The sequence below is a fragment of the Marinobacter santoriniensis NKSG1 genome, assembly GCF_000347775.1.
Taxonomy (GTDB): Bacteria; Pseudomonadota; Gammaproteobacteria; order Pseudomonadales; family Oleiphilaceae; genus Marinobacter; species Marinobacter santoriniensis.
On sequence record NZ_APAT01000026.1, the window covers coordinates 163,699 to 186,430 of the forward strand.

Sequence of the window (22,732 nt, forward strand, 5' to 3'; positions counted from 1 at the left end):
TCAGTCAGTGCGATGGCAGCCCGAAGACTGCCACCGGATCTGGGGCGACGGATTCAGATGCCGGTCTGGCGCTCACGAATCTCGGCGAGTGTTTTGCAGTCGATGCAGAGCGTCGCGGTTGGCCGGGCTTCGAGACGGCGAATGCCGATTTCGACACCGCACTGGTCGCAGAAGCCATAGTCGTCCTTGTCGATCCGATCAATGGTCTGATCGATCTTCTTGATCAGCTTGCGCTCGCGATCCCGGGTGCGCAGTTCCAGGCTGAACTCTTCTTCCTGGGTTGCGCGATCACTGGGATCGGCGTAATTTGCTGCGTCTTCCTGCATGTGGTGCATGGTGCGGTCCACTTCTTCCATCAGCTCCTGTTTCCACTGCAGGAGCAGATCCTTGAAGTGCTGCAACATCTCTGCACTCATGTATTCTTCACCCTTCTTCATTTCGTAGGGGGTGAAGTTGGTAAAACGTTCGCGTGGTTGTTCTGCGGTATTTGCCATTGAACCCGGCCTCTTGTTTGTACTTCACAAGAACGCTTTGCTTCCCGACGTGCCAGCCTGCATGACTGCGCGCTTGTACCCTGGATGAAGCATTCGTCCTGAAACGGGAATTTGCGGAAAATAGCAGATAAGTTCCGGGGGTGCCAGCCTTGTGACACTGACTTTGTACGGAGAGCCCATGAAGTTTTCAGAACCTTTGCTGGAAGGGCAGCTGATTCGCCGCTACAAGCGGTTTCTGGCGGATGTGCGCCTGTCCGACGACACAGAAGTGACGGCCCATTGTCCGAATACCGGTTCCATGCGCGGTTGCCAACCCGATAATGCCCGGGTGTGGTTGAGTGAAAGCAACAATCCCAAGCGCAAGTTGAAGTACACCTGGGAGCTGGTGGAGACGGGGTCGGGACAATTGGCCTGCGTGAATACGGCTCGTCCCAATGCCCAGGCCCGTCATGCCGTGGAGGCCGGGCTGGTGCCGGAACTGGACGGCTACAGCGAGTGTCGTTCGGAGGTGAAGTACGGAGCGGAGAACAGCCGGATCGATCTGTTTCTGGGCGGGCACAGGAACGCTCCGGATGCCTGGGTCGAAGTGAAGAACGTGACGCTGGCGGAAGAGGGTGAGGGTTTCTTTCCGGATGCCGTGACCACCCGCGGCCAGAAACACCTTCGCGAACTGATGGCCCAGGTGGCGGCCGGCGATCGGGCTGTCCTGTTTTTTGTGGTGAACCACACCGGTATTGGCCAGGTGCGGCCCGCCGACCACATCGATCCGGTATACGGTCGCCTGTTGCGGGAAGCCGCCGCGGCGGGCGTGGAAATTATTGCCTATCGCGCTGCCCTGGCAGACGTTGATGGCAATCCTTCAGGAAACCTGACACTGACCGAACCGGTTCCGGTCAGTCTGGAAGCCTGATCTGCCACTGCCCATCCTGCTCGCGGATATCCAGCGCCGTCAGGGCATCTCCCTGGCAGGGCCCGGCGATGCATTCGCCGGAATCCGGTTTGAACAGGGCCCCGTGGGTGGAGCACTGGATGAAAAGACCATCGCTGTCACGGAATCGTCCGGGCATCCAGTTCAGCTCGATGCCAAGGTGTGGGCACTGGTTCAGGTAGGCCTTTGCATGGCCCTGTTCCAGGAACAGAAAGCCCGTCAGGGGCATCCCCTCGGGTTCCCGCGCCTTGACGGATAGCCGGAATTCGACGAACTTGCCGGGTTCCAGCTCATCAAGGGCGCACACGGTCTGCCACGGGTTTGGCTGTTCTGGCATCAGTGACTCCGCCGATCATCCCGGGACGTTGGGCGAGAAATGCTGACGGATCCGGTCGGCGACCGCCTCGGCAACGTGTTCCTCGTCTGTGCGAAGATGAATCGTGTGTGCCTTCTCCTCGGCCAGGAGTGGCTCGAACCAGCTTTGCTGGGCATCCAGCAGGGCCTCTGTCGCCTCCGAAGCGTCGCCCCTCCGGTCCCGGATCCACTGCCGCCTCAGTGCTTCGGGGGCCTCGCAATGAATCAGGATGAACGGCACGCCCTGCGCTTCCGCCACCTGTGCGAAAAGATCCCGCTCTTCGTGTTTGAGACAGGCAGCGTCCACGATGACAGAAATGCCGGCGCCCAGGAGTTCGCCAGCCAGGTCGGCAAGGTGCTGGTAGGTCTTGGTGGACGCTTCCGGTGTGTAAAGCCCTTCACCGGTACCGGATTTGCTGTCGTCCAGCGGCGAGAGCCCATGCAGGCGCTTGCGCTCGACGTCCGAGCGCAGCCGGATCAGCCCCAGCTCCGCCGCCATGGCGGCACTGACGCAGCTTTTCCCGCTGGCGGAGAGTCCGGTAGTGGCCAGAAGGTAGTGGTTGGGAATGTCGCTGTAATCCTCCGCCAGCTGTGCATAGGCCCGGTAGCGGTCGAGGAGGTCCGCTTTTTCGCTCTCGGACAGGTCGGGATTGCCCATGGTAAACAGGGCAATCTTGGCCCGCACCATTGCCCGATAGGCCTTGTACAAAGGCAGCAGAGGCAGGGCCTCGAAGTCACCGCGATACTCCAGATAGCTGTTCAGGACGTGGTTGGCCAGCCCGTATTCGCCCCGGGACTCCAGGTCCATCAGCAGGAAGGCGAGATCGTTGATAACGTCGATCCAGCGGAAGGGTTCATTGAATTCGATGCAGTCGAAAACGGTAACCTCGCCCTCGAACACGGTAATGTTCGCGAGGTGCAGATCGCCGTGGCATTCACGAACGAAGCCATTGGCGCGACGCTCCGCGATCAGGTTACGGTGTCGCTCAAAGGTCGATTGGGTCCAGGCTTCCAGGTTGTCCAGTTGGGCCTGTAGGGTCTTGTCGTCAATCAGTGGGCGGATCTGGTCAAAGTTTTCCTGCATCGCAGCGTAGACCGCTTCCGGCGTTCCCAGAGGCTTGTCGTCGGGAATGGCAGGCAACTGCTCATGGAACTCGGCGGTCTGCCTTGCCACGCTGGCCAGCAGTTCCGGTGTCAGTTCTCCACGCTCCTGCAGTCGGTCGAACAGTTGGCTCTGATCGAACTGGCGCATCCGGATGGCGTATTCAAAGGGTTCGCCGCTGCCGCCGATTTCCGGTTGCTCCGGGGAGCCGGTAATGGGCAGGACCTCCAGGTAGAGCTTGCTGGCCAGCCGGCGGTTCAGGCGGACTTCTTCCTCGCAGAAATGTTTCCGGCGCTCGAGCGTGGAAAAATCGAGGAAGCCGAAATCCATCGGCTTCTTGATCTTGTAGGCGTAGTCGCCAGTGAGGATCACCTGGGAAATGTGGGTTTCAATCAGCTGGAATGACCGGACCGGGTGGTCATAGAGCGCCGGATTCTGAAGCGCCTGGATCAGCGTATTACCCGAAGTTGCTCCCACACTATTCTCCTCGATTTCCCTGAAGCTGTTGATTTTTGTTGGCCTATCATAACGGGCAGATTACAGAAATAACACACGGCAGGTCTGCCTACCGGGCAAGTGGGTTCGTTATAATCCAGCCATGCCAAAATCAAAGACTTCCCGAAAATCTCCCCGTAAGCCGACAAACACTAACCGGACATCCGGCTTCTGGCGTCTGTTCCTGCGTCTCTCGCTCATTGGCCTTGCGCTTTTGATCGGGTGGATGGTGTATCTGGATGCGGTTGTCACCTCGCGTTTCGAAGGACGTCGTTTCGAGGTGCCTTCCCGGGTCTATGCCCGTCCGCTGGAGTTGTACGAGGGCGCCAGTGTGGGCGCCGGGGCGCTTCAGCAGGAACTGTCACTCTCCGGGTTCCGCAAGGGCGATGGTGTCGCGCCTGGCAGTTACCGTCGCAGCGGATCCCGGTTTGTGATCAGCACCCGGGGGTTCCGCTTCCCGGACGGTGAAGAGCCGAGGCGCCGTGTGGCACTGACAATCCGTGATGATCAGGTGGACGATTTCCGCATTGTCAGCGGCGAATCGTCGCCCATTATCCGTCTCGAGCCGGCGCAGATTGGCGGCATCTATCCCACCCACAGGGAAGATCGAATCCTTGTCCAGCTCCAGAATGTTCCCAAGCTGCTGCCGGCGACCCTGATGGCAGTTGAGGACCGGAATTTCTACCATCATTTCGGCATCGCCCCGCTGTCGATTGCCCGGGCCATGCTGGCGAACCTTCGGGCGGGCGAGATTGTCCAGGGAGGCAGTACCCTGACCCAGCAACTGGTGAAAAACCTGTTTCTCACCCGTGATCAGACGCTGCTGCGCAAGGCGAACGAAGCGCTGATGTCGATTTTGCTGGAATGGCATTACGACAAGGACGACATCCTTGAAACCTACCTCAATGAGGTTTATCTCGGTCAGGCCGGAACCCGAAGCATCAATGGCTTCGGACTGGCCAGCCAGTTTTATTTTGGTGAGTCGCTCAAAAACCTGAAGCCCCATCAGATTGCCTTGCTGGTCGGTATGGTGAAAGGGCCGAGTTATTACAACCCCAGGCGCAATCCGGACCGGGCGCTCAAGCGCCGCAACCTGGTGCTTTCGGAGATGGAAAAGACGGGCCTGCTGAGCGCATCGGAGGCAGCACATGCCCGCGGCCTCCCATTGGGAGTCAGCGAGAAACCGTCCTACTCGGAAAATCGCTACCCCGCCTATATCGATCTGGTGCGACGCCATCTGGCCCGGGACTATCGGGAAGAGGACCTGAGCTCGGCCGGCTTGCGGATTTTCACCACACTCAACCCCGCTATCCAGGCTGCGGCCGAGCACTCGGTCCGGGAAACATTGCCCCGCCTCGGGCATGGTGATGTGCGTGGCAAGCTTGAGTCGGCGCTGGTAGTGACAGCCAAGGATACCGGTGAAGTACTGGCCCTGGTGGGCGGCAAGAAACCCGAATTCGCCGGTTTCAACCGGGCCCTGGACGCCCGTCGGCCAATCGGCTCGCTGATCAAGCCGTTTATCTATTTGTCGGCATTGTCGCAGCCCGATCGCTATACCCTGATCTCTCCGGTCAAGGACCAGTCGTTTGTCCTCGAGTTCGACGACGGTCGCCGGTGGGAGCCGAAAGACTACGACCGCAAGGAGCGGGGGGAGGTTCCCCTGCACCAGGCGCTGGCCCATTCCTACAATTTACCGGCGGTTCGGGTTGGGCTCGATGTAGGTGTGGATGTCGTGGCTCAGACGCTTCAGGATTTCGGGGTGACATCGTCCATATCCCGGTATCCCGCGATGTTGCTGGGCTCGGTGTCCATGACACCGGTGACGGTTGCCCAGATGTACCAGGGGCTGGCGACATCCGGTTTCAATACGCCGTTACGCACGATTCGGGAAGTAACGGATGCGCATGGCAAAGCGCTGTCCCGCTATCCACTGGAGGTGGACCAGGTGGCGGACCCGTCGGCGGTGCATCTGGTCCAGTACGCCATGCAGGAGGTCATGCAGGAGGGCACCGGCCAATCCGCGTATTACACCGTCCCGAAATCCCTGTCCCTGGCCGGAAAGACGGGTACCACAGACGATGGCCGGGATTCCTGGTTTGCCGGGTTCAGCGGTGATTATCTCGCGGTGGCGTGGGTTGGCCGGGATGATAACGGTCCGACCTCGCTGACCGGTGCCAGCGGTGCCTTGCCGGTGTGGTCGCGTTTTATGGCAAAGGTACCTCAGCATGGTTTTGCGCCGGTTGTTCCGGACGGAGTGGGGTATCATTGGGTGAACGATCAGCGACAGGCGCTGACCGATGAGTATTGTGAAAATGCACGCTACGTTCCGTTTATAACCGGCAGCGAACCGGACCGTGAGGTATCCTGTTCGGGGGCGCTGCAAAAGCGGATACAGGGCTGGTTTAAAGGATTGTTCGAATGAGGTTTTCTGTTTTGGGCCGCACCAGTGTTCTGAGTGCGGTCCTGGTATTTGCCGGCTGCGCCAGCGGTCCGGGTTCAATATACGTTCCCGTCGGGGGGCAACCGACTCAGGCGCCGGAGCCGCCAAAGGCAAGCACGGATGACGCTCCGGAATCGCGGGTCTGGCGCAAGAGTGAGCAGCCGGCCGAGCCGGCTCAGCCCGAGACGGGGCGCGACTCCTCGGCGCCGAGTTACAGTGCCTCCGGGGATACCCTTTCTCCCGCCGCGCTGAGTCTCGTCCGCGAGGCTGACAATCTGCTGGCCTCCGGCGACACCCGGGGAGCCATTGCCCGTCTCGAAAGGGCACAGAGGATTGCGCCCCGTTCGGCCGAAGTGTATTTCAAGCTGTCGGAAGCCTACGTCGCTGCAGATCAGTTGGGAAGCGCAGAACAGTTTACCCTCAAGGGATTGTCGCTGGCGGGGGATAACGCGAGATTACAGAGAGCCGGCTGGTTGCTGCTGGCGGATATCCGGCGTGCCCGCGGAAATGTCGCCGGCGCGGATCAGGCGGAAGCTCGAGCCTCAGCATTGTAATCGGGAAAGAAAAAGCCCCTGCGCAAGGGCAGGGGCAATCAGGGGGTCTTCACTTTTTTATCAGGGGGTCAGTGGAATGCTGTCCGCCTGCGTTTCCTCACCGGCCACCACGGACACAGTCTGGGTGCCCTCGAACTCTACGGTGTCATCGGTGGTTTCGTTGTCGTCCAGCTGACAGGTGTAGCTCAGGGTATAGTCACCCTCGGTCAGGTAGGCGGCGGTGTAGCTATACATACCGTCGTTGTTATCGTCCTTGACAGGAATCGTCATCAGGGGGCCGTCTTCTGTGTTGACGTTCACATCGGTCGGAGTGACGCCCGCACCCTGATAGACGTAAATCGAGCCGTAATAGCCGTCTGAGCAGTTGGCAAGATCCGCATCTGCCGAGCGGGTGGAGTTTATCGTCGGGTAATCCACTTCACCGGTAATCGATCCGGTCTCCAGCGTATTTGTCAGCCGGAGCGACGGCTTCAACAGGTAATCCGCCAGGGATTTGCCTTGGGGATTCACGATGGACTTCGCCACGTTGAAGTCGATGGTGAAATCCGTGGACGTATCGGCCGCGACCACGAAATTACCCTTGAGCTTTAGGCCGCTCTGCTCGCCTGAGGGAACCGCAAGGGTTTTCTCCACATCCGGCTGTGAACTCTCGATTACGTAGGAGTCGGCGGTATCCACCATCAGGCGGAGTTCGGTGTAATCACCGGCCGGTACTTCCTCATCCGTAATGAGCGGTTCGTGCATGCCGCCCTGAAGGTCCAGAAGGTTCCAGGTTTTGGGTTGGTCAAAGGTGAACTCGATCCAGTCTCCGTCCTCATGCTTCAGGCGAATCCCGGTGAAGGCGACCGTAACATCGGTAAACTCCATGGCCGGTGCATCGGTCATGTTGAACGAGACGGTGCCGGTGGAACCTGTGGCACTGCCGTCACCTCCGCCGCCACACGCGGCTACACCTGCGGCCAGCGCTGACACTGCAAACATTTGCATGGAACGCTTCATACAACCTCCGTGATGTTTTGGTGGGTATGTCACTCACTTCACGATGCAGGCGTACGCAGAGTTCCTTCTGTCTTGATTAACCTTTTCTCATGAAAACGATGGGGTCACGCTGAGGATGGTCGTCAGAGGCGATGCAACTTGATGCGCTACTGGTATAGACTTGCCGGTCAACCAGCGAACCATGCGAGTAGTGACGAGTTTGTCGATTCTTCCCTTTAAAACCAGCAAAAAGCGACGATTTGAAGCGCTTATCCAGCCGCATCTGAATGGTCTGTATCGATTCGCCTACCGTCTGTCCGGCCAGCAGCAGGATGCAGAAGATCTCGTTCAGGATGTGGTCTGTAAACTCTATCCGAAACTTGAGGAGTTGGAGTCGGTCGAGCAACTCAGGCCGTGGTTGAACCGGGTGCTCTATCGCCATTTTATCGATCAGGTACGCCGGAAAGGCCGTCAGGGCGATCGGCCTCTGAGCGAATTGGTCGAATCTGACAGCCAGGCGGACTGGCTCGACAGTCTGGAAGCGGAGGAGGCCGGTCCCTCCCTGTTACTGGAGCAGTCTCGCCTGGGACCGTTGCTCGACGCAGCAATGGCGAGCCTCGATCCGGATCAGAGAACGTTGATTCTCCTCCACGATGTGGACGGTTGGCGACAGGAGGACATTGCGGAAATCCTGGATATACCGCTGGGGACGGTAAAATCCCGGCTGCACCGGATCCGGGCGTCGTTGAGGAAAAAACTTCAGCGCCAGCTGGAACCGGAATCCGCCCCGCGTCGTGTGGAGGAGTGAGGTGATGAATATGTCCTGTCGGGAAACACGCGAAAGCCTTGCGGCTTATCTGGATAACGAACTGTCCGATCATTTGGCCAGGCGGGTGTCCGAGCACCTGAGTGGTTGCTCTGCGTGCAGTAATGCACTTGAGGAGGAACGCTGCCTGCGTGCCGGGCTGGTGGAAGGGTATTCCGTGCCTGCTCCATCTGCCGATTTTGAATCCCGTGTGTTACGTGCCGCGACCCGGGGGGCACCGGATCAGGGGCGCTGGAGTCACCGTGTGCTCGGCGGCGCCGTTGCCGCTGCGCTTGCGCTCGGCGTTTCTATGGGTGTGTTTTTGAACGGGGATCGCCAGGCAGGCTCCGACACCTCACCGGTCCTGGCCGACGCATCCCCGGAGCCGGCCGCGTTCCAACCGGTTGAGAAGACCGTTCGGCTTGCGTTCAGTTCGGGACAGGCACTGGATGATGTGACCCTGACTCTGGAATTGCCTCCGAACGTGGAGATTGCATCCTGGCCCGGGCGCCATGAACTGAGCTGGAAGGTCAGTCTTGATGCTGGCGAGAATGTGTTGGCACTGCCTCTCAAGGTGCTGTTTCCGGGAGCAGGTCAGCTGGTGGCGCATTTGAATACGGGCAAGCAGCAGAAGAGTTTCAAGGTCGATATTCCGACGGTAGAGAAAGGTAACGAGGTTCCTGCATCATGAAATGGTATCTGACGGCTGCAATGATGGGCCTGTTGGTAACGGGCCAGGCCTACGCGGGCGACGATCTGGACGTCACCATGCGCATGGTTCTCGACGACCAGGACCTGACGAAGTCGGTGGTGCGTGAGATTCAGCTCCCGGAGCCGCCGGCCGCTGAGCGCGCGGCACCGGAAGCGAGGGATAAAGCCGGGGCGGGGCTGGAATCGGCCGAGGACGCCAGGGAACAGGGACGGGCGTTTGGTCAGGAGATGGCGGACCAGGCCCGTGAGTCTGCAAATGTAAACAGGGACGTACCGGACAAGCCTGACGTGCCGGCAGCGAAGCCCGAGCGGCCGGAACGTCCCGAGCTGCCCGCAGCTGTGGATGAGATTCGCGACAAGCTGCCGGAGGTTGCCAAGCCGGGCAACTGATCGGGCGTAATGTAAACGGTCGGGCGTTTATTCCTCCCGTCTGCTGTTATACTCTGCTTCATCGTCAAGGGTAGGTGCCGGTCTGGCGATCGGTACTGCCACTTCCCGTCCCGGATGATGAACGGAGCATCCTTTTGTCGGCCGTCCGCCTGTTCCAGTCGCTGTTCTTTGGTTGCCTGATGTTAGCTCTTTCCACCGCGCTCCATGCCCAAATGGTGGCATCGGAGGATTCAGCGACCGATCTGCTTCGTCAGGGCGTTCTGCTTTTCAATCAGGGCCGGCTTGCCGAAGCACGGGATGTCCTTGAGCAGGCCCGGGCGGCGGGTCTGGATTCGAACACGCTTCACTATAACCTCGGTGTACTCTATTACCGGCTTTCCGATTACGAGGCCGCCGAGCGCTCCTTCAAAAAGCTGTTGTCTTCCCACGACAGTGCCCTGGCACGTTATAACCTCGGTCTTGTGGCTCTGGCTCGTGATCAAAGATCCCTGGCCCGGTCCTATTTCCAGGCGGTAGCGCGCGAATCGGACTCCGACAAACTCAGGCGCATGGCGCGGATCAAGCTTTCGGAGCTGGGCGGACTGACTTCGGAGGATGCCGGTTCCCCGTATCAGTCTTACCTGTCGGTATCAGGTGGGTATGACAGCAACATCGCTGGATTGCCGGAGGCGGCACTGTCCCGGGATGGCGGGGCGTTTCTGGAAGCGGTAGCTGCCTCGGGTGCCCGACTGGCCGAAGGTCCGTCCGGAGTCTGGAACCTGCAGGGCGTTTATCTGGGCCGGCAATTTCCCTCTCACTCCGAATACGATACCGATTTCCTGCAGGGCCGGCTCTCCTGGTCCGCCCCCTGGGCGGAGCGGACGCTGCATGGCAGCCTCCTGGTCAGCCAGTCCTGGTTCGGGCAGGATCCCTTTGAAACCCGATATGGTGTGGAGGGAAGTCTGGTCGATCAGGGATGTTTCGGTGGTGTGATCGATGACTGCGAGGCCGGAGTTGCGGTAGCGAGAGTCCTGGCGGGTGATCAGTTCGAGGCCTACGATGGCCATTGGTACCGGTTGCGCGTTGAGGCTGAAAGGCGCATTGAGAACTGGACGCTGGAAGGCAAGTATCAGTGGGAAGTGAATGACCGGAACGACCTGACGGTCGGTTCCCAGTTCGTGAGCGTGTCTCCGCGCCACCACTCCCTTGATGCGGTGTTGAAGTATCGGGTTCGGAGTGATCTTTCCCTGGGCGCGCAGAGTGGTTTCCGGTTCAGTCGTTACGAAGATCCCCACCGGTTGCTGCAAGACGGCGTCCTCGTGGAAGACCGTCGTATAGACCGGAGATGGGATATGGGTGGTTTTGTTGAAAAAGCACTGGACCGCCGGTGGCGCGTCCGGGGCGAGTGGCAATATCGCGATACGGCCAGCAGTATCGAGCGTTACACCTACCAGCGCCACACGGTGATGGTGACGCTGGAAGGGAGCTTCTGACCGCTGTGATGGTTAGAGCGTTGCCATTACTTTGCGGGCCGCGGCAATCGTGTGTTCGATGTCATCGTCCGAGAGGGCTGCGCTGGTAAATCCCGCCTCAAACGCAGAGGGCGCCAGATACACCCCTTCCTGCAACATGCCCTGGAAGAATTTCTTGAACCGTTCGACATCGCAGCCCATCACCTGATCAAAGCGGGTGACAGAGGCTTCTTCGGTGAAGAAGAAGCCGAACATGGCACCGGCACTCTGGACGGTCAGCGGGATGCCAGCCTCATCGGCTGCCGACTTGAGACCGTCTCTGACAGCATTGGTCTTTTCCGTCAGTCGGTCATGGAAACCCGGTTCTGAGATGGCGTTCAGGGTGGTCAGGCCGGCAGTCATCGCCAGCGGGTTGCCGCTCAGTGTGCCGGCCTGATAGACCGGACCCAGGGGCGAGATGTGTTCCATGATTTCCCGCTTGCCCCCGAACGCGCCTACCGGCAGTCCGCCGCCAATGACCTTGCCGAGTGCCGTCAGGTCCGGCGTCACATTGAACAGCCCCTGCGCCCCGCCGAGAGAAACCCGGAATCCGGTCATCACTTCGTCAAAGATCAGTACCGTGCCGTGCTCATCGCAGACCTCCCTCAGGGCCTCGAGAAAACCGGGCACGGGTGGAATGCAGTTCATGTTGCCGGCAACCGGTTCGACAATGATCGCGGCGATGTCGTCGCCCATTTTCCGGAAGGTTTCCCGGACGCCATCAATGTCGTTATAGGTAAGCGTCAGTGTGTGTTCCGCGAGACTGGCCGGGATGCCCGGGGAATTGGGCACGCCCAGGGTAAGGGCGCCGGAGCCGGCCTTCACCAGAAGTGAGTCGACATGGCCGTGGTAGCAGCCTTCGAATTTGACGATCTTGTCCCGTCCGGTATAGCCCCGGGCAAGGCGGATGGTACTCATGGTGGCCTCGGTGCCGGAGTTGACCATCCGGACGAGATCAATGGACGGCACCAGTTCGCACACCTTTTTTGCCATTTCGGTTTCGATGGCCGTGGGCGCACCATAGCCGACGCCGAGATCGACCTGGCGGTGGAGCGCTTCTTTGATGCGGGGATCGGAGTGTCCGAGGATCATCGGTCCCCAGGATCCGATGTAATCGATGTAGCGGCGGTCGTCCTCGTCAAACAGGTAGGCGCCTTCGGCGTGCTTGAAGAAGATCGGTGTTCCACCCACGCCCCGAAAGGCCCGAACCGGTGAATTAACGCCACCGGGGATGTATTTCTGTGCCTGTTCGAACAGGGTTTCGGAGTGCGTCATGGTTGGGCTCCTGGTTTGCTGGAAATTGGGTAAAGTGGATGATGGGTCGCAAACAGCTGAGTGAATGTCCGCGCCCGTTGCTCGATCTGGTCTGGTGTGCCTGAAAACAGCCCGCCGACCACGGCGAGCATGTCCGCACCTGCACGGATCAGTTCTGCGCCGTTGTCCGTCGTCACGCCTCCAATAGCGGTCAGGGGGCGCCCCAGAGAACGGGCGCGGGTCAGAACCTCCGGTGCCGCCTTGGGCGCGTCGGGCTTGGTGCCCGACGTATAGAATCGCCCAAAGGCCAGGTAATCGGCACCGTTGGACCTGGCTGTTCTGGCCAGGTCCAGGCTGGCGTGACAGGTCACGCCGACAATGGCCTGCTCGCCGAGTAGCGCGCGCGCCTCAGTGACAGCACCGTCTTCCTGGCCCAGGTGAACGCCGTCTGCGCCCACCCTCCTGGCCAGTTCGTAATCGTCATTGATGATCAGGGGCACGCCGGCATTGTGGCACGCTGACACCAGCGCACTCGCCTGCCGGAGTCGGTCCGTGTGGGGCGAGGTCTTGTCCCGGTATTGTACCAGGACCGCACCACCGCGAAGGGCCGCCTCGACAGCGGGCACCAACCGGTCCGCCGGCATCAGAATGGTGTCGGTAATGGCATACAGACCCGGTCTGGATATCGGTTTCAGCGTTCCCACTGAATACCCCTGTCCGGAACAGGCTGGCCCTTCCCGACGGCAAGCGCGTGCAGTATCGCCCGGTGCACGTAGTTCTGGGCCTGGGCGATTGCGGCCCGGGCTGACAGCCCCGTGGCTCGGCCGGCAGCGATCGCCGCCGCCAGAGTGCAGCCGGTGCCGTGGTATTCGCCCCCGATCCGTTCGATTTCCCACTGCATCGGGTCGGGAGCGTGATTGTACAGCCGGTTAACGATATGGACGCCGGTACCATGGCCGCCCGTGGCCAGCACGGATCCGCAGCCGCGGTCCATGAGGTTTTGCGCGGCCCGGTCGGCATCGGCATCCCCGCCGAGAATGACAAGCTCCTCCCCATTTGGCGTGATCATCTCCGCCAGGGGGAACAGCCGCTCTTTCATGGCTGTGATCAGCGCATCATCTGCCAGGTCGCCGCCGCCGGCGGCCTTTATCACCGGATCGGTGATCACCGGCACGTCCGGGCGTTTCCTGATGAACTCGACCACGACATCAACGATCCCGGCGTTCCCCAGGGCCCCGGTCTTGATGGCGTGAATGGTCGAATCGTCTGCCACGCACTCGAGTTGTTGCCGGATCAGCTCCGCGTCCACCGGGCTGGCGCCATACACATTGCGGGTGTCCTGTACCGTCAGGCAGGTCAGCACCGGAAGCGGGTGACACCCGAGGGAGGTAATCGCCTGGATGTCTGCCTGGATGCCGGCTCCGCCAGAGGGATCCAGACCGGAAAGCACGAGAACCTGAGGGCGGGTATATCCTTCGATGACGGCACTCCTTAAAACGGTTTGACCACGGCCAGAATGACCACGGCCAGAAGAATGAAAACGGGCAACTCATTAAACCAGCGGTAGAAGACATGGCTCCGGGTGTTGCGATCATCCCGGAAAACCTTCACCAGGTGGCCGCAGTAAAAGTGGTAGACAATCAGCAGCGCCACCAACGCGAGTTTTGCGTGAAGCCACCCCTGGCTGAGATAGCCGGATACATTGTAACTGATCAACCAGATCCCGAGCGCCACGGTCGCGACCATGGAGGGTGTTGTAATGCCGCGATAGAGCTTGCGCTCCATGACCTTGAATCGCTCCCGGCCGGCTTCATCCTCGCAGGCCGCGTGATACACGAATAGCCGGGGCAGGTAGAAAATGCCGGCGAACCAGCAAACCATGGCAATAATGTGGAAGGCTTTAACCCACAGCATTCGTTAGCTCCGTCGATATTGGTAATAGCTTTCGATGTCCGATTTCAGGACCACCCCGTAGATCCGCTGGATCATCGGTGCCACGTGACGTTGTACGTAGAGCGCCTCGGCGTTGGTCAGTTCAAACTGATTCAGCGCCTCTTCCAGCGTGGCCTGGTACTGAACCGGAGCAATGTCCCGGCGATTGGCGGGAATGTTGATCAGGTCGATGCTCTCCGGGTTGTCACCACTTTCAACCTTGTCGGCTTCGAGTTCCTCGGTGTCCTCCAGGTAGCGGGCGAGATCCACCGCAGGCATGAGTGCTGTCGGGCCGCTACTCCCCTCCACGATCAGCCATTTCGGCTCGGATTTTAACAGCTTTCGGGCCTCGGCAACGGAGAGGTGGCGGGCTGAACGCATGATATTTTTTTCCATGATGGCGCCCACCGAAACCCGCCGGAGTGCCTGTATCACCGGGGAACTCTGATAGCTGAGGCCCTGGCTCTTCAGCATGGTGAGGAACAACGAACGTTTTCCGAAGACTTCGCTGGTGACCAGGCTGGCGGTGGTAATGATGAGCATGGCCGGAAGGATGATGTTCGGATTTCGGGTCAGCTCAAGCACAGCCATCAAGGCCGCGAGGGGAGCCTGGAGTACGGCTCCCATCATGGCCCCCATGCCAAGCATGGCGTATAGCCCGATGGACGAGGAAATGTCCGGTGCCAGCTCGGCGCCGACCAGCCCCATGGCACCGCCAAGCGTAGCGCCCATGAACAGGGTTGGGCCGATCACACCGCTGGGCATGCCCAACCCGATGGACAGTGAGGTGATAATCAGCTTTGCAAGCCCGACGGCGAGCAAAAGCCAGAAGCCCAGCTCGCCGTCGATGGTGGCGTTGACCGTATCGTAGCCGATGCCCATGGTTTCGGGAATGAAAATGGCAAAGGGCACCATGAGTGCGCCAGCGAGACTGATCCGGAGGAAAATAGGGCGTTGGTGAAAGCGGCCCATGATGTCGACCAGTTGAATGAAGAGCGCGGCAGCAATGCCTATGATGACGGCGATCACCAGGATCCAGGGGATTTCCACCAGTGAGTTGAGTGTCAGTCCGGGCACTGTAAAGGCAGGTTCAGGCCCGTAAACGGCCTGGGTTACGATGGCTGCGCTGACGGCCGCCAGTATGATCGGTGTGAACCCCGCGATGGTGTACTCCATCATGACCACTTCCATGGCAAAGACGACGCCGGAGATGGGCGTGTTGAACGACGCCGAAATGGCGGCGGCACAGCCGCACGCCACCAGTGTGCGAATGCTGTTGTTGGGCAGGCGCATCCACTGGCCCATCAGGCTCGAGAAGGTCGCGCCAAGGTGAACGGCAGGACCTTCCCGCCCGGAGGATTGCCCGGTCACGACGGTCGCAACCCCGGAGACGAACTGCACAATCGCACTCTTCAGCGAAATATAGCCCTGGTGGTAGTTCAGTCGCTCCATGACATGAACCACGCCCACCTTGCGGTCGTTTATGGCCAGTTGATGGGTGATAAGACCGAGGGTGACGGCTCCGGCCAGAGGGAGTATCCCCCGGGTCAGGAGATCGAGTTCCTCGAATGACTCGGAGCTGCCATCCGGGAGGAAATATTCCAGGGGCCACTCGATGGCCAGGCGAAAGAGCAGTATCACTGCGCCGGTAACAAGCCCTGACAGCAGCCCCAGAACCGCCAGTCGGGGCAAGGCATCCGCCCCGGTCATGCGGCGCCGGAGCGCGGGCATGACGTTCCCGGTGATCTGTTGCCAGAGTTTTTGCATGAATTCGGAGTTTCCCGTCAGGATGGGGAGTGCGTCGTGAATTTTTCACAACATTGTAATGCGGAGCCGCCGTGCTGCAATAAGTCCTTGGTTTATCATGGTAGACTAAAGGGCTGAACCTCCCAATTCTGATAAAGCCTCGCTGGAGAGAATGGTGATTAAAGTCGGTATCGTTGGTGGCACCGGGTACACGGGTGTCGAATTGCTGAGAATTCTTGCGGTTCATCCGGAAGTGAGTGTCCAGTGCATCACGTCCCGTTCGGAAGCAGGCATGCCTGTTGCCGATATGTACCCCAATTTGCGAGGACACTTCGACCTGGCATTCTCGGAGCCCGACGTCGCCGTGCTGAAAGCCTGCGATCTCGTGTTTTTCGCAACACCTCATGGTGTGGCGATGCGGATGGTGCCAGAGCTTATGGCAGGCGGAGTGCGGGTTGTGGACCTGTCCGCCGACTTCCGGATCAAGGATCTGGACGTCTGGGCGAACTGGTACGGCATGGCCCACGAGAGCCCCGACTGGGCAGAACGCGCTGTCTACGGTTTGCCGGAAGTGGTTCGGGACGAGATCCGTCAGGCGCAGCTGGTCGCCAACCCGGGTTGTTACCCGACAGCGGTCCAGCTTGGTTTCCTGCCCTTGCTCGAGGAGGGGCTGGTCGACGCGTCCCGACTGATCGCCGATGCCAAATCGGGAGCCAGTGGCGCTGGCCGTCAGGGCAAGATTGGCATGTTGCATGGCGAGATTGGCGAGAGCTTCAAGGCCTATGGCGCCTCTGGTCATCGACACTTGCCAGAGATTCGTCAGGGGCTGAGCGCTGCCGCCGGTAGTTCAGTTGGGGTGACGTTTGTGCCGCACCTGATTCCCATGATTCGTGGGATCGAAGCGACTCTGTACGCGGAGCTTCACGATCCGGGTGCCTTTGATCGTTTGCAGTCCCTGTATGAAGCCCGTTTCCAGGATGAACCATTCGTAGATGTCATGCCCTTCGGGAGTCACCCCGAGACACGGAGTGTTCGCGGTGCCAATCAGTGCCGGATGGCGCTACATCGCCAGGAGAACAGCAATATTGTCATTGTGTCTTCGGTGATTGATAACCTGGTCAAGGGGGCTGCGGGACAGGCCGTCCAGAACATGAACATCATGTTCGGCTTCCGTGAAACAATGGGGCTTGAAGCACCTGCTTTGTTGCCCTAAGGAGCCGTTGTGAGCGACTCGCGAAAGCCCGCAGAAGAGTATGTGGTGGTTCGTCACCGTCCGGGTCACCGCATCCGGCGGACCGCGATCCTGCTGATCTTTACCCTGGTTGCGGCCATTGCAGGGTACGCCGGCGGCCTGGCCCAGAGTGGTTTCCGGTTGTCGAATGTTGCTGCGTCCAACGACACATTGCAGGAAGAGCTGGATACGCTGCGAAGCGATTTCCGGGAAACCCGGCAGAAGTTGGTGAACCTCGAGAGAGGCAAGGTGATTGACCAGCAGGCGCTGGGCAGCGCCCGCAAGACGATCGCCGAGCTGGAAAACCGGATTGCATCACTGAAGTCCGACCTGACTTTCTATAAAAATATTATGGCACCCTCCGAGACCAGCAAAGGGCTTCAGGTCGACAGTCTGGCGCTGGCTCGGGACTACGAGCCAGGTAGCTGGGATTTCAAGCTTGTACTGACCCAGGTGGGCAATAATAAAAGCTATATTTCCGGGGTGGTGGCGGTAAACGTCATCGGCCTGCGCGACGAACAGAAAGAAGTCATCGCCTTGCGGGATCTGTCGAAGGATATTGAAGACCTTGGTGTGAAATTTCGCTTCCGGTTTTTCCAGAATGTGGAAGGCACCCTGGTTCTTCCCGACAACTTCCAGCCACTGGAAGTCCAGGTGGTCGCCCAGGCCGATGGTCGGAAATCCTCGCAGGCAGAGAGAACCTTTGACTGGGATGATCTAACGGAGAAATAACATGCTCGGTAAGAAGAAGCAGAAGCCTCGTCGCCCGGTGGGCCATTTTGACACTCTGATCTCGGCGAAAACGTCGGTTCAGGGTGATATCACCTTTTCCGGTGGACTGCACGTGGATGGTCGGGTCCATGGCAAGGTGGTTGCGGAAGAGGGAAGCGATGCCGTACTCCGGGTTTCGGAAGTGGGTGAAGTTACCGGTGACATTATCGCCCCGCACGTGATTATCAACGGTACGGTGAATGGCGATGTGTATGCCTCTGCCCATCTGGAACTGGCCGAAAAGGCGTCCATCAATGGCAGCGTGTATTACAACCTGATTCAGATGGCCATGGGGGCGACGGTGAATGGCAATCTCGTTCATCAGAAGGAACCCGTGGGCCTGCTGACCAATGGTGAAAAATCCGGGAAGCCTTCATCGGCGTCAGTCGAACTCGGCAGGACCGAACCGGAAACGGTCGATGGTGGAAAGTCCGAATAGTTGATTGTTTTAGTCAGGAATACCATAATCGGGCTCTTGCAATTGATGATCCCCGGAGGCGAACTTGAGTGTCGTTCAGCAACAAATGGCCATCCCGCTGTTCTTCAGTGATAGCGCTGTTGCCAAAGTACGCGAACTGATTGAGGAAGAGGGTAACCCCGATCTCAAGCTGCGCGTCTTTGTGACGGGTGGAGGCTGCTCCGGGTTTCAGTATGGCTTTTCATTTGATGAGGCTCAGGAAGAGGATGACACGGCCATTGAGCGTGATGGTGTGACCCTTCTCGTGGATTCCATGAGTTATCAGTATCTGGTGGGAGCTACGATCGATTACCAGGAAGGGCTGCAGGGTTCGCAGTTCGTCGTGCAGAACCCCAATGCCACCTCGACTTGTGGTTGCGGGAGTTCATTCTCTATCTGATGAGTCTTCAGGCCGGGTAGATGGCACCGAGGATTCTCTGACCGCTTGCGCCGGTCACCTCGGGGAGGTTGCCCGGTTTTCCTTCCAGTGTTTGCCGTGCGAGCCAGGCAAATGCCGTCGGCTCGACCCATTGTGGGTCCAGTCCAAGTTCCGATGTGATCTTCAGGTCCCGGGGTGCAACCGCTTCAGCCAGTGCTTTCATCAGTTCCGGGTTGCGTGCGCCACCGCCACAGACATAAATCGTTTTCAATCCGTAATCCGGTAACTGTTGGCTGATGGACAGCGCGGTCAGTTCCAGTAACGTTCTCTGCACGTCCGCATTACGCATGTCTGGATGTCTTGCGAGGTGTGTCCGGACCCAGTCCAGATTAAACTTTTCCTTCCCGGTGCTTTTGGGCCCCTTTTTCCGGAAATAGGCGTCGGAAAGCATGTCGGATAGCAGTGCTTCGTCGACGTTTCCCTCTTTTGCCCAGTGTCCATCGGTGTCGTATGGCCGCCCGGTCTGGTCCAGGCACCAGGCATCCATCAGCGCATTCGCCGGGCCCGTATCGAATCCGGTGACGTCTCCTTCGCCGATGGCCGGGAGCCAGGTTATGTTGGCGATGCCGCCAAGATTCAGAATGCAGCGACTTTCCGATGTAGATCCGAAAAACTCTTTATGAAAGGCGGGTACAAGCGGTGCCCCCTGGCCGCCCGCGGCCATATCGCGGCGCCGGAAATCGGCGACGGTGGTCAGGCCGGTTAACTCGGCAATCACCGCAGGGTTTCCGATCTGGAGTGAAAACGGCGCTTTGCCGGAGGGTTGATGGCGGATGGTTTGCCCGTGGCTGCCAATGGCGCGAATGGAGTGAATGTCGGCGCCGGTGTCGGCGATGACCCGATTGGCAGCCTGGGCAAACAGATGCCCGGTAAGCGTATCCAGTTCGCCGATCTCATCGGGGCTTGCATGATTCTGGCTGGCGGAGAGCAGTCGGTGACGGAGGTCGTCCGGATAGCTCAGAGAATGTGTCCCGACCAGTGTCATGGATCGGTCCTGAAAAGAGACCAGCACAGCGTCAATGCCATCCATGCTGGTCCCTGACATTAACCCCAGCCAGGTTTCCATCGGGTTTATTCTTCCTCGGCCATCGCCAGTTGTTGTTCTCTTCCCTCGAATACGTTGAACTGCGCGAGGCGCTGGTCGGCGACCTTCCTGAACTGCGCCATCTCCGAGGAGGGAACCGGTTTCGCGTCCGGAAGTTTCACTGTTCTTGAATTGACCGGGCGGCCATTGACCCGATATTCGTAGTGAAGGTGCGGGCCGGTGGCAAGGCCGGATGATCCGACGTAGCCAATGGTCTGGCCCTGCTTGACGCGGGAGCCGGCTTTCATGCCGCGGGCAATGCGGCTCATGTGCGCGTACAGCGTCGTGATTCCATCACCGTGTTGCAGTACCACGGCCCGGCCGTAACCGCCTTTCCGTCCCGCAGAAATGACCCTGCCTGAACCCGCGGCCTTGATTGGCGTTCCGGGTGCCGCGGCGTAATCGGTGCCTTCGTGCGGACGAACGACGCCAAGAACCGGATGGCGGCGCTGCAGATTGAACGGGGACGAAACCCGGGCATCAATCGGGGTGCGCAGGATCGCCTTGCGCATACTTTTTCCGTCCGGCGTAAAGTAGTCGCTGTTGCCGGCATCATCGGTATACAGCAGCGCGAGTCGTTCGTCGCCCCGGTTGATAAAGCGGGCAGAGAGGATTTTTCCAGTACCCAGCTTTTTCCCGTCCAGGTAAAGGTCCTGGTAGACCACCTCGAAACGGTCGCCTTTTCTCACGTCATAAACAAAGTCGACGTCCCAGCCGAAGATGTCTGTCAATTCCATGGTCAGCTTGTCGTTCAGGCCGGCAGCCCTGGCTGAGGCATAGAGCGAATCGTCAATCACCCCGGAGGCAAACATCGGCCTGGCTTCGGGTTCCCGGGTGAGGATCTGGCCCTTGAACCCGTCGTCGGTCCGCGAGACCTTGAGGCTCTTAAGCCGGTTCCTCTGCAGTTCAACGGCGGCGAGCTTGCCCTGATCGTCTGACGCGAATCGAATCGTCTCGCCAGCATAAAGACGCTGGAGCTTGTCGGCGTCGCCTTCACCATGGATTACGGAGAGCATAATCCCGTCATTGAATCCGGCGGCCTTGAAAAGAGACGACAGTGTATCGCCGGACTTGATCTCAAAGGCCTGCCAGTCCAGTGCGGGCTCGGACGGGGCTGCCGCGACAGTGGCTTCAGTCTGGCCTTTTTCGCCGGACGTCGGTGCGCTGCTGCTGGCGGTGTCTGTCTTCACTTCCCCGGAGTTTTGTTCGTCCGCAGACGCCGGGCCCTTGGCTGGCGCCGAAACCGAACCCTGCTCGAGGTCCAGGGCATAGGACATCCGCTTGGCCTCGACGTTACTGCTCGGGCTCATCAGGACGGTCGCAGCAACCAGGACGGTTGCCCCGGCGGCGATGGTTAGGTGGGTCTTCGGAAACATTTTAAACACGTGCGCACCCGATTTGGTCGGTATTCCAGTAGCTTGAACTACCTAATTAAAGCTTTCGATCAAGTATAGACCATCAGATTACCGGATAAAGTAAGCGCAGGACAGCGGGGAACATTACGATTCCTGTCTCCGGGCCCGGATTTCTGGCAATGTCGCTGCTATAATACGCCGCCCTCTGTGGTCTGGGCTGTCTGAAAAATGATCAGGACTACTCTAGCAGGGGAGCGGGTAACTCACAGAGTTCTTTTGTAGAGCTCTGTAACCGGTACATTCTTTGATTCATAAACGGGGATGCGTGGTTCATGGTATCGATCGATGAAGCGTTGGCCGTCATCAAGCGCGGCGTAGACGAACTGATTCCGGAAGACGAGCTTGTAGAAAAGCTGAAACAGGGCCGGCCTCTTCGGATCAAGGCGGGATTCGATCCCACTGCACCGGACCTTCATCTTGGTCATACCGTCCTGATCAACAAGCTTCGTCAATTCCAGGACCTGGGCCACGAAGTGATTTTCCTGATCGGTGATTTCACCGGCATGATTGGTGACCCGACGGGCAAGAGCGCAACCCGTCCGCCTTTGACCGAAGAGCAGGTTCGGGAGAATGCGGTCTCCTATAAAGAGCAGGTGTTCAAGATTCTTGATCCGGAAAAGACGCAGGTGGTGTTCAATTCGGACTGGATGAGCAAGATGACCGCCGCGGACATGATCAAGTTGGCGGGACAGTACACCGTGGCCCGGATGCTTGAGCGCGATGATTTTACCAAGCGATATCGGGCTGAGCAGGCAATTGCCATCCACGAGTTCCTGTATCCCCTGGTTCAGGGCTATGACTCGGTCGCCCTTGAAGCCGATGTGGAACTGGGGGGGACCGATCAGAAGTTCAATCTGCTGATGGGGCGCATTCTTCAGAAGCACTATGGTCAGGAGCCGCAGGTCATTCTGACCATGCCCATTCTGGAAGGCCTGGATGGCGTTCAGAAGATGTCCAAGTCCCTCGGTAATTATGTGGGTGTCAATGATGCGCCCGGCGAGATGTATACCAAGCTGTTGTCCATGCCGGATGAACTGCTGTGGCGTTATTTCGAGTTGCTGAGTTTCCGTCCGTTGGCGGAAGTTGAAGAATTTCGTAAGGCAGTTGATGCCGGCGCGAACCCCCAGGACTATAAGAAGCTGTTGGCGGAAGAGATTATCACCCGCTTCCACGACGAAGAGGCCGCACGTTCCGCTCACAAGTCCGCGGGTAACCGGGTGGCTCTCGGTGAGATTCCGGAAAACGTTCCGGAAGTGGAGGTGTCCCTTGATGGCCAGCATGAAATCCCGATGGCCGCGGTATTGCGCCTGGCGGGTCTGGTCAAAAATGGAGCGGCAGCGCGCGATGTTCTCGGGCGCGGCGCGGTCTATGTCGATGGGCAGCCATTCGAAGGGAATCGTACGTTTGTGAAGGGAGATACGTGCGTTATCCAGGCGGGGAAAAAGAAAATCGCCCGGGTGTTGATCACGGAGTGAGCGGGTTGGGTGTTTGTTGTACGGAGTGGTGTTAATTTCGGGCTTTTTTAAGATTCGTCGTTGACACTTCTCCGGAGGCCTGTAGAATGCGCACCACTTCTGAGGGACAAGCCGCTGAGATGGCGGGTTTCGAGGGAGTTAACTGCTTGAAAGCTTTGAAGAAAAAAGAGTTTGAGATTTCTTCAAA

Annotated in this window: 23 protein-coding genes; 12 read left to right on the forward strand and 11 right to left on the reverse strand. The window is 59.0% G+C overall.

Annotated features, from left to right (window positions below; translation table 11 throughout):
• Positions 1–53: 53 nt before the first annotated feature.
• Complete coding sequence (gene dksA, locus MSNKSG1_RS17465; RefSeq protein ID WP_008940629.1) at positions 54–494, reverse strand: RNA polymerase-binding protein DksA; 441 nt, start codon at positions 492–494, stop codon at positions 54–56.
• 178 nt (positions 495–672) lie between these two features.
• Here dksA and sfsA point away from each other — a divergent pair, with 178 nt between their 5' ends.
• Positions 673–1,404: a DNA/RNA nuclease SfsA gene (gene sfsA / locus MSNKSG1_RS17470; protein WP_008940630.1), complete on the forward strand. Its 732-nt coding sequence runs from the start codon at positions 673–675 to the stop codon at positions 1,402–1,404.
• Here sfsA and MSNKSG1_RS17475 read toward each other — a convergent pair.
• Together MSNKSG1_RS17475 and MSNKSG1_RS17480 are read right to left on the reverse strand one after the other, a co-directional pair.
• Entirely contained in the window at positions 1,388–1,759 is a 372-nt protein-coding gene (locus MSNKSG1_RS17475) for a Rieske (2Fe-2S) protein (protein WP_008940631.1), read from the reverse strand. The two genes, sfsA and MSNKSG1_RS17475, sit on opposite strands and share 17 nt — an antisense overlap.
• A 15-nt stretch (positions 1,760–1,774) precedes the next feature.
• Positions 1,775–3,355 (reverse strand): bifunctional aminoglycoside phosphotransferase/ATP-binding protein, encoded by a 1,581-nt coding sequence (locus MSNKSG1_RS17480; protein ID WP_008940632.1) that lies wholly within the window; start codon positions 3,353–3,355, stop codon positions 1,775–1,777.
• A 121-nt stretch (positions 3,356–3,476) separates the two neighbouring features.
• Between MSNKSG1_RS17480 and mrcB the strand changes: the two genes are divergently transcribed.
• Both mrcB and MSNKSG1_RS17490 read left to right on the forward strand, forming a co-directional pair.
• Positions 3,477–5,795 carry a penicillin-binding protein 1B gene (mrcB, locus tag MSNKSG1_RS17485; protein ID WP_040887056.1) on the forward strand — a complete coding sequence of 773 codons (2,319 nt, stop codon included), beginning with the start codon at positions 3,477–3,479 and terminating at the stop codon, positions 5,793–5,795.
• On the forward strand, positions 5,792–6,367 hold the full coding sequence (locus MSNKSG1_RS17490) for a tetratricopeptide repeat protein (RefSeq protein ID WP_008940634.1): 576 nt from the start codon (positions 5,792–5,794) through the stop codon (positions 6,365–6,367). Before mrcB ends, MSNKSG1_RS17490 begins: the two co-directional genes overlap by 4 nt.
• 60 nt (positions 6,368–6,427) lie before the next feature.
• On the opposite strand, the gene MSNKSG1_RS17495 is transcribed toward MSNKSG1_RS17490, so the two are convergent.
• Positions 6,428–7,366, reverse strand: coding sequence for a DUF4382 domain-containing protein (locus tag MSNKSG1_RS17495; RefSeq protein WP_008940635.1), 939 nt, complete (start codon positions 7,364–7,366; stop codon positions 6,428–6,430).
• A gap of 181 nt (positions 7,367–7,547) precedes the next feature.
• Between MSNKSG1_RS17495 and MSNKSG1_RS17500 the strand changes: the two genes are divergently transcribed.
• The 4 genes from MSNKSG1_RS17500 to MSNKSG1_RS17515 all read left to right on the forward strand — a co-directional run bounded on the left by MSNKSG1_RS17500 (position 7,548) and on the right by MSNKSG1_RS17515 (position 10,723).
• Complete coding sequence (locus tag MSNKSG1_RS17500; protein WP_083871152.1) at positions 7,548–8,153, forward strand: RNA polymerase sigma factor; 606 nt, start codon at positions 7,548–7,550, stop codon at positions 8,151–8,153.
• A gap of 4 nt (positions 8,154–8,157) precedes the next feature.
• On the forward strand, positions 8,158–8,841 hold the full coding sequence (locus MSNKSG1_RS17505) for an anti-sigma factor family protein (protein ID WP_008940637.1): 684 nt from the start codon (positions 8,158–8,160) through the stop codon (positions 8,839–8,841).
• Complete coding sequence (locus MSNKSG1_RS17510) at positions 8,838–9,251, forward strand: hypothetical protein (protein WP_008940638.1); 414 nt, start codon at positions 8,838–8,840, stop codon at positions 9,249–9,251. The genes MSNKSG1_RS17505 and MSNKSG1_RS17510 overlap by 4 nt, the downstream gene beginning before the upstream one ends.
• 134 nt (positions 9,252–9,385) lie before the next feature.
• A complete protein-coding gene (locus tag MSNKSG1_RS17515; protein ID WP_008940639.1) occupies positions 9,386–10,723 on the forward strand; it encodes a tetratricopeptide repeat protein in 1,338 nt (445 codons plus the stop codon).
• A 12-nt stretch (positions 10,724–10,735) separates the two neighbouring features.
• Here MSNKSG1_RS17515 and hemL read toward each other — a convergent pair whose 3' ends face one another.
• The 5 genes from hemL to MSNKSG1_RS17540 are packed head-to-tail and all read right to left on the reverse strand — an operon-like array spanning position 10,736 to position 15,694.
• Positions 10,736–12,016 carry a glutamate-1-semialdehyde 2,1-aminomutase gene (gene hemL, locus MSNKSG1_RS17520; protein WP_008940640.1) on the reverse strand — a complete coding sequence of 427 codons (1,281 nt, stop codon included), beginning with the start codon at positions 12,014–12,016 and terminating at the stop codon, positions 10,736–10,738.
• Positions 12,013–12,699 carry a thiamine phosphate synthase gene (gene thiE / locus MSNKSG1_RS17525; protein WP_008940641.1) on the reverse strand — a complete coding sequence of 229 codons (687 nt, stop codon included), beginning with the start codon at positions 12,697–12,699 and terminating at the stop codon, positions 12,013–12,015. Before thiE ends, hemL begins: the two co-directional genes overlap by 4 nt.
• Positions 12,687–13,445, reverse strand: coding sequence for a bifunctional hydroxymethylpyrimidine kinase/phosphomethylpyrimidine kinase (gene thiD, locus MSNKSG1_RS17530; protein WP_008940642.1), 759 nt, complete (start codon positions 13,443–13,445; stop codon positions 12,687–12,689). The genes thiE and thiD overlap by 13 nt, the downstream gene beginning before the upstream one ends.
• A 41-nt stretch (positions 13,446–13,486) precedes the next feature.
• Positions 13,487–13,909: a protoporphyrinogen oxidase HemJ gene (gene hemJ, locus MSNKSG1_RS17535; RefSeq protein ID WP_008940643.1), complete on the reverse strand. Its 423-nt coding sequence runs from the start codon at positions 13,907–13,909 to the stop codon at positions 13,487–13,489.
• A 3-nt stretch (positions 13,910–13,912) separates the two neighbouring features.
• Positions 13,913–15,694, reverse strand: a complete 1,782-nt coding sequence (locus tag MSNKSG1_RS17540; protein WP_008940644.1) for a chloride channel protein — start codon at positions 15,692–15,694, stop codon at positions 13,913–13,915.
• A gap of 154 nt (positions 15,695–15,848) precedes the next feature.
• Between MSNKSG1_RS17540 and argC the strand changes: the two genes are divergently transcribed.
• The 4 genes from argC to erpA all read left to right on the forward strand — a co-directional run bounded on the left by argC (position 15,849) and on the right by erpA (position 18,532).
• On the forward strand, positions 15,849–16,886 hold the full coding sequence (gene argC, locus MSNKSG1_RS17545; protein ID WP_008940645.1) for an N-acetyl-gamma-glutamyl-phosphate reductase: 1,038 nt from the start codon (positions 15,849–15,851) through the stop codon (positions 16,884–16,886).
• A 9-nt stretch (positions 16,887–16,895) separates the two neighbouring features.
• The gene (locus MSNKSG1_RS17550; protein WP_008940646.1) at positions 16,896–17,636 is read left to right on the forward strand and encodes a DUF6776 family protein; all 741 of its coding nucleotides are present in this window, start codon (positions 16,896–16,898) and stop codon (positions 17,634–17,636) included.
• A 1-nt stretch (position 17,637) separates the two neighbouring features.
• Positions 17,638–18,114: a bactofilin family protein gene (locus MSNKSG1_RS17555; protein WP_008940647.1), complete on the forward strand. Its 477-nt coding sequence runs from the start codon at positions 17,638–17,640 to the stop codon at positions 18,112–18,114.
• A gap of 85 nt (positions 18,115–18,199) precedes the next feature.
• On the forward strand, positions 18,200–18,532 hold the full coding sequence (gene erpA, locus MSNKSG1_RS17560) for an iron-sulfur cluster insertion protein ErpA (RefSeq protein WP_008940648.1): 333 nt from the start codon (positions 18,200–18,202) through the stop codon (positions 18,530–18,532).
• Between the two features lie 7 nt (positions 18,533–18,539).
• Here the strand turns inward: erpA and MSNKSG1_RS17565 are convergent, their stop codons facing one another.
• Entirely contained in the window at positions 18,540–19,637 is a 1,098-nt protein-coding gene (locus tag MSNKSG1_RS17565) for an anhydro-N-acetylmuramic acid kinase (protein ID WP_008940649.1), read from the reverse strand.
• Between the two features lie 5 nt (positions 19,638–19,642).
• Positions 19,643–21,040 (reverse strand): OapA family protein, encoded by a 1,398-nt coding sequence (locus MSNKSG1_RS17570; protein ID WP_040887058.1) that lies wholly within the window; start codon positions 21,038–21,040, stop codon positions 19,643–19,645.
• Between the two features lie 302 nt (positions 21,041–21,342).
• Between MSNKSG1_RS17570 and tyrS the strand changes: the two genes are divergently transcribed.
• Positions 21,343–22,545 (forward strand): tyrosine--tRNA ligase, encoded by a 1,203-nt coding sequence (tyrS, locus tag MSNKSG1_RS17575; protein WP_008940651.1) that lies wholly within the window; start codon positions 21,343–21,345, stop codon positions 22,543–22,545.
• Positions 22,546–22,732: the final 187 nt, after the last annotated feature.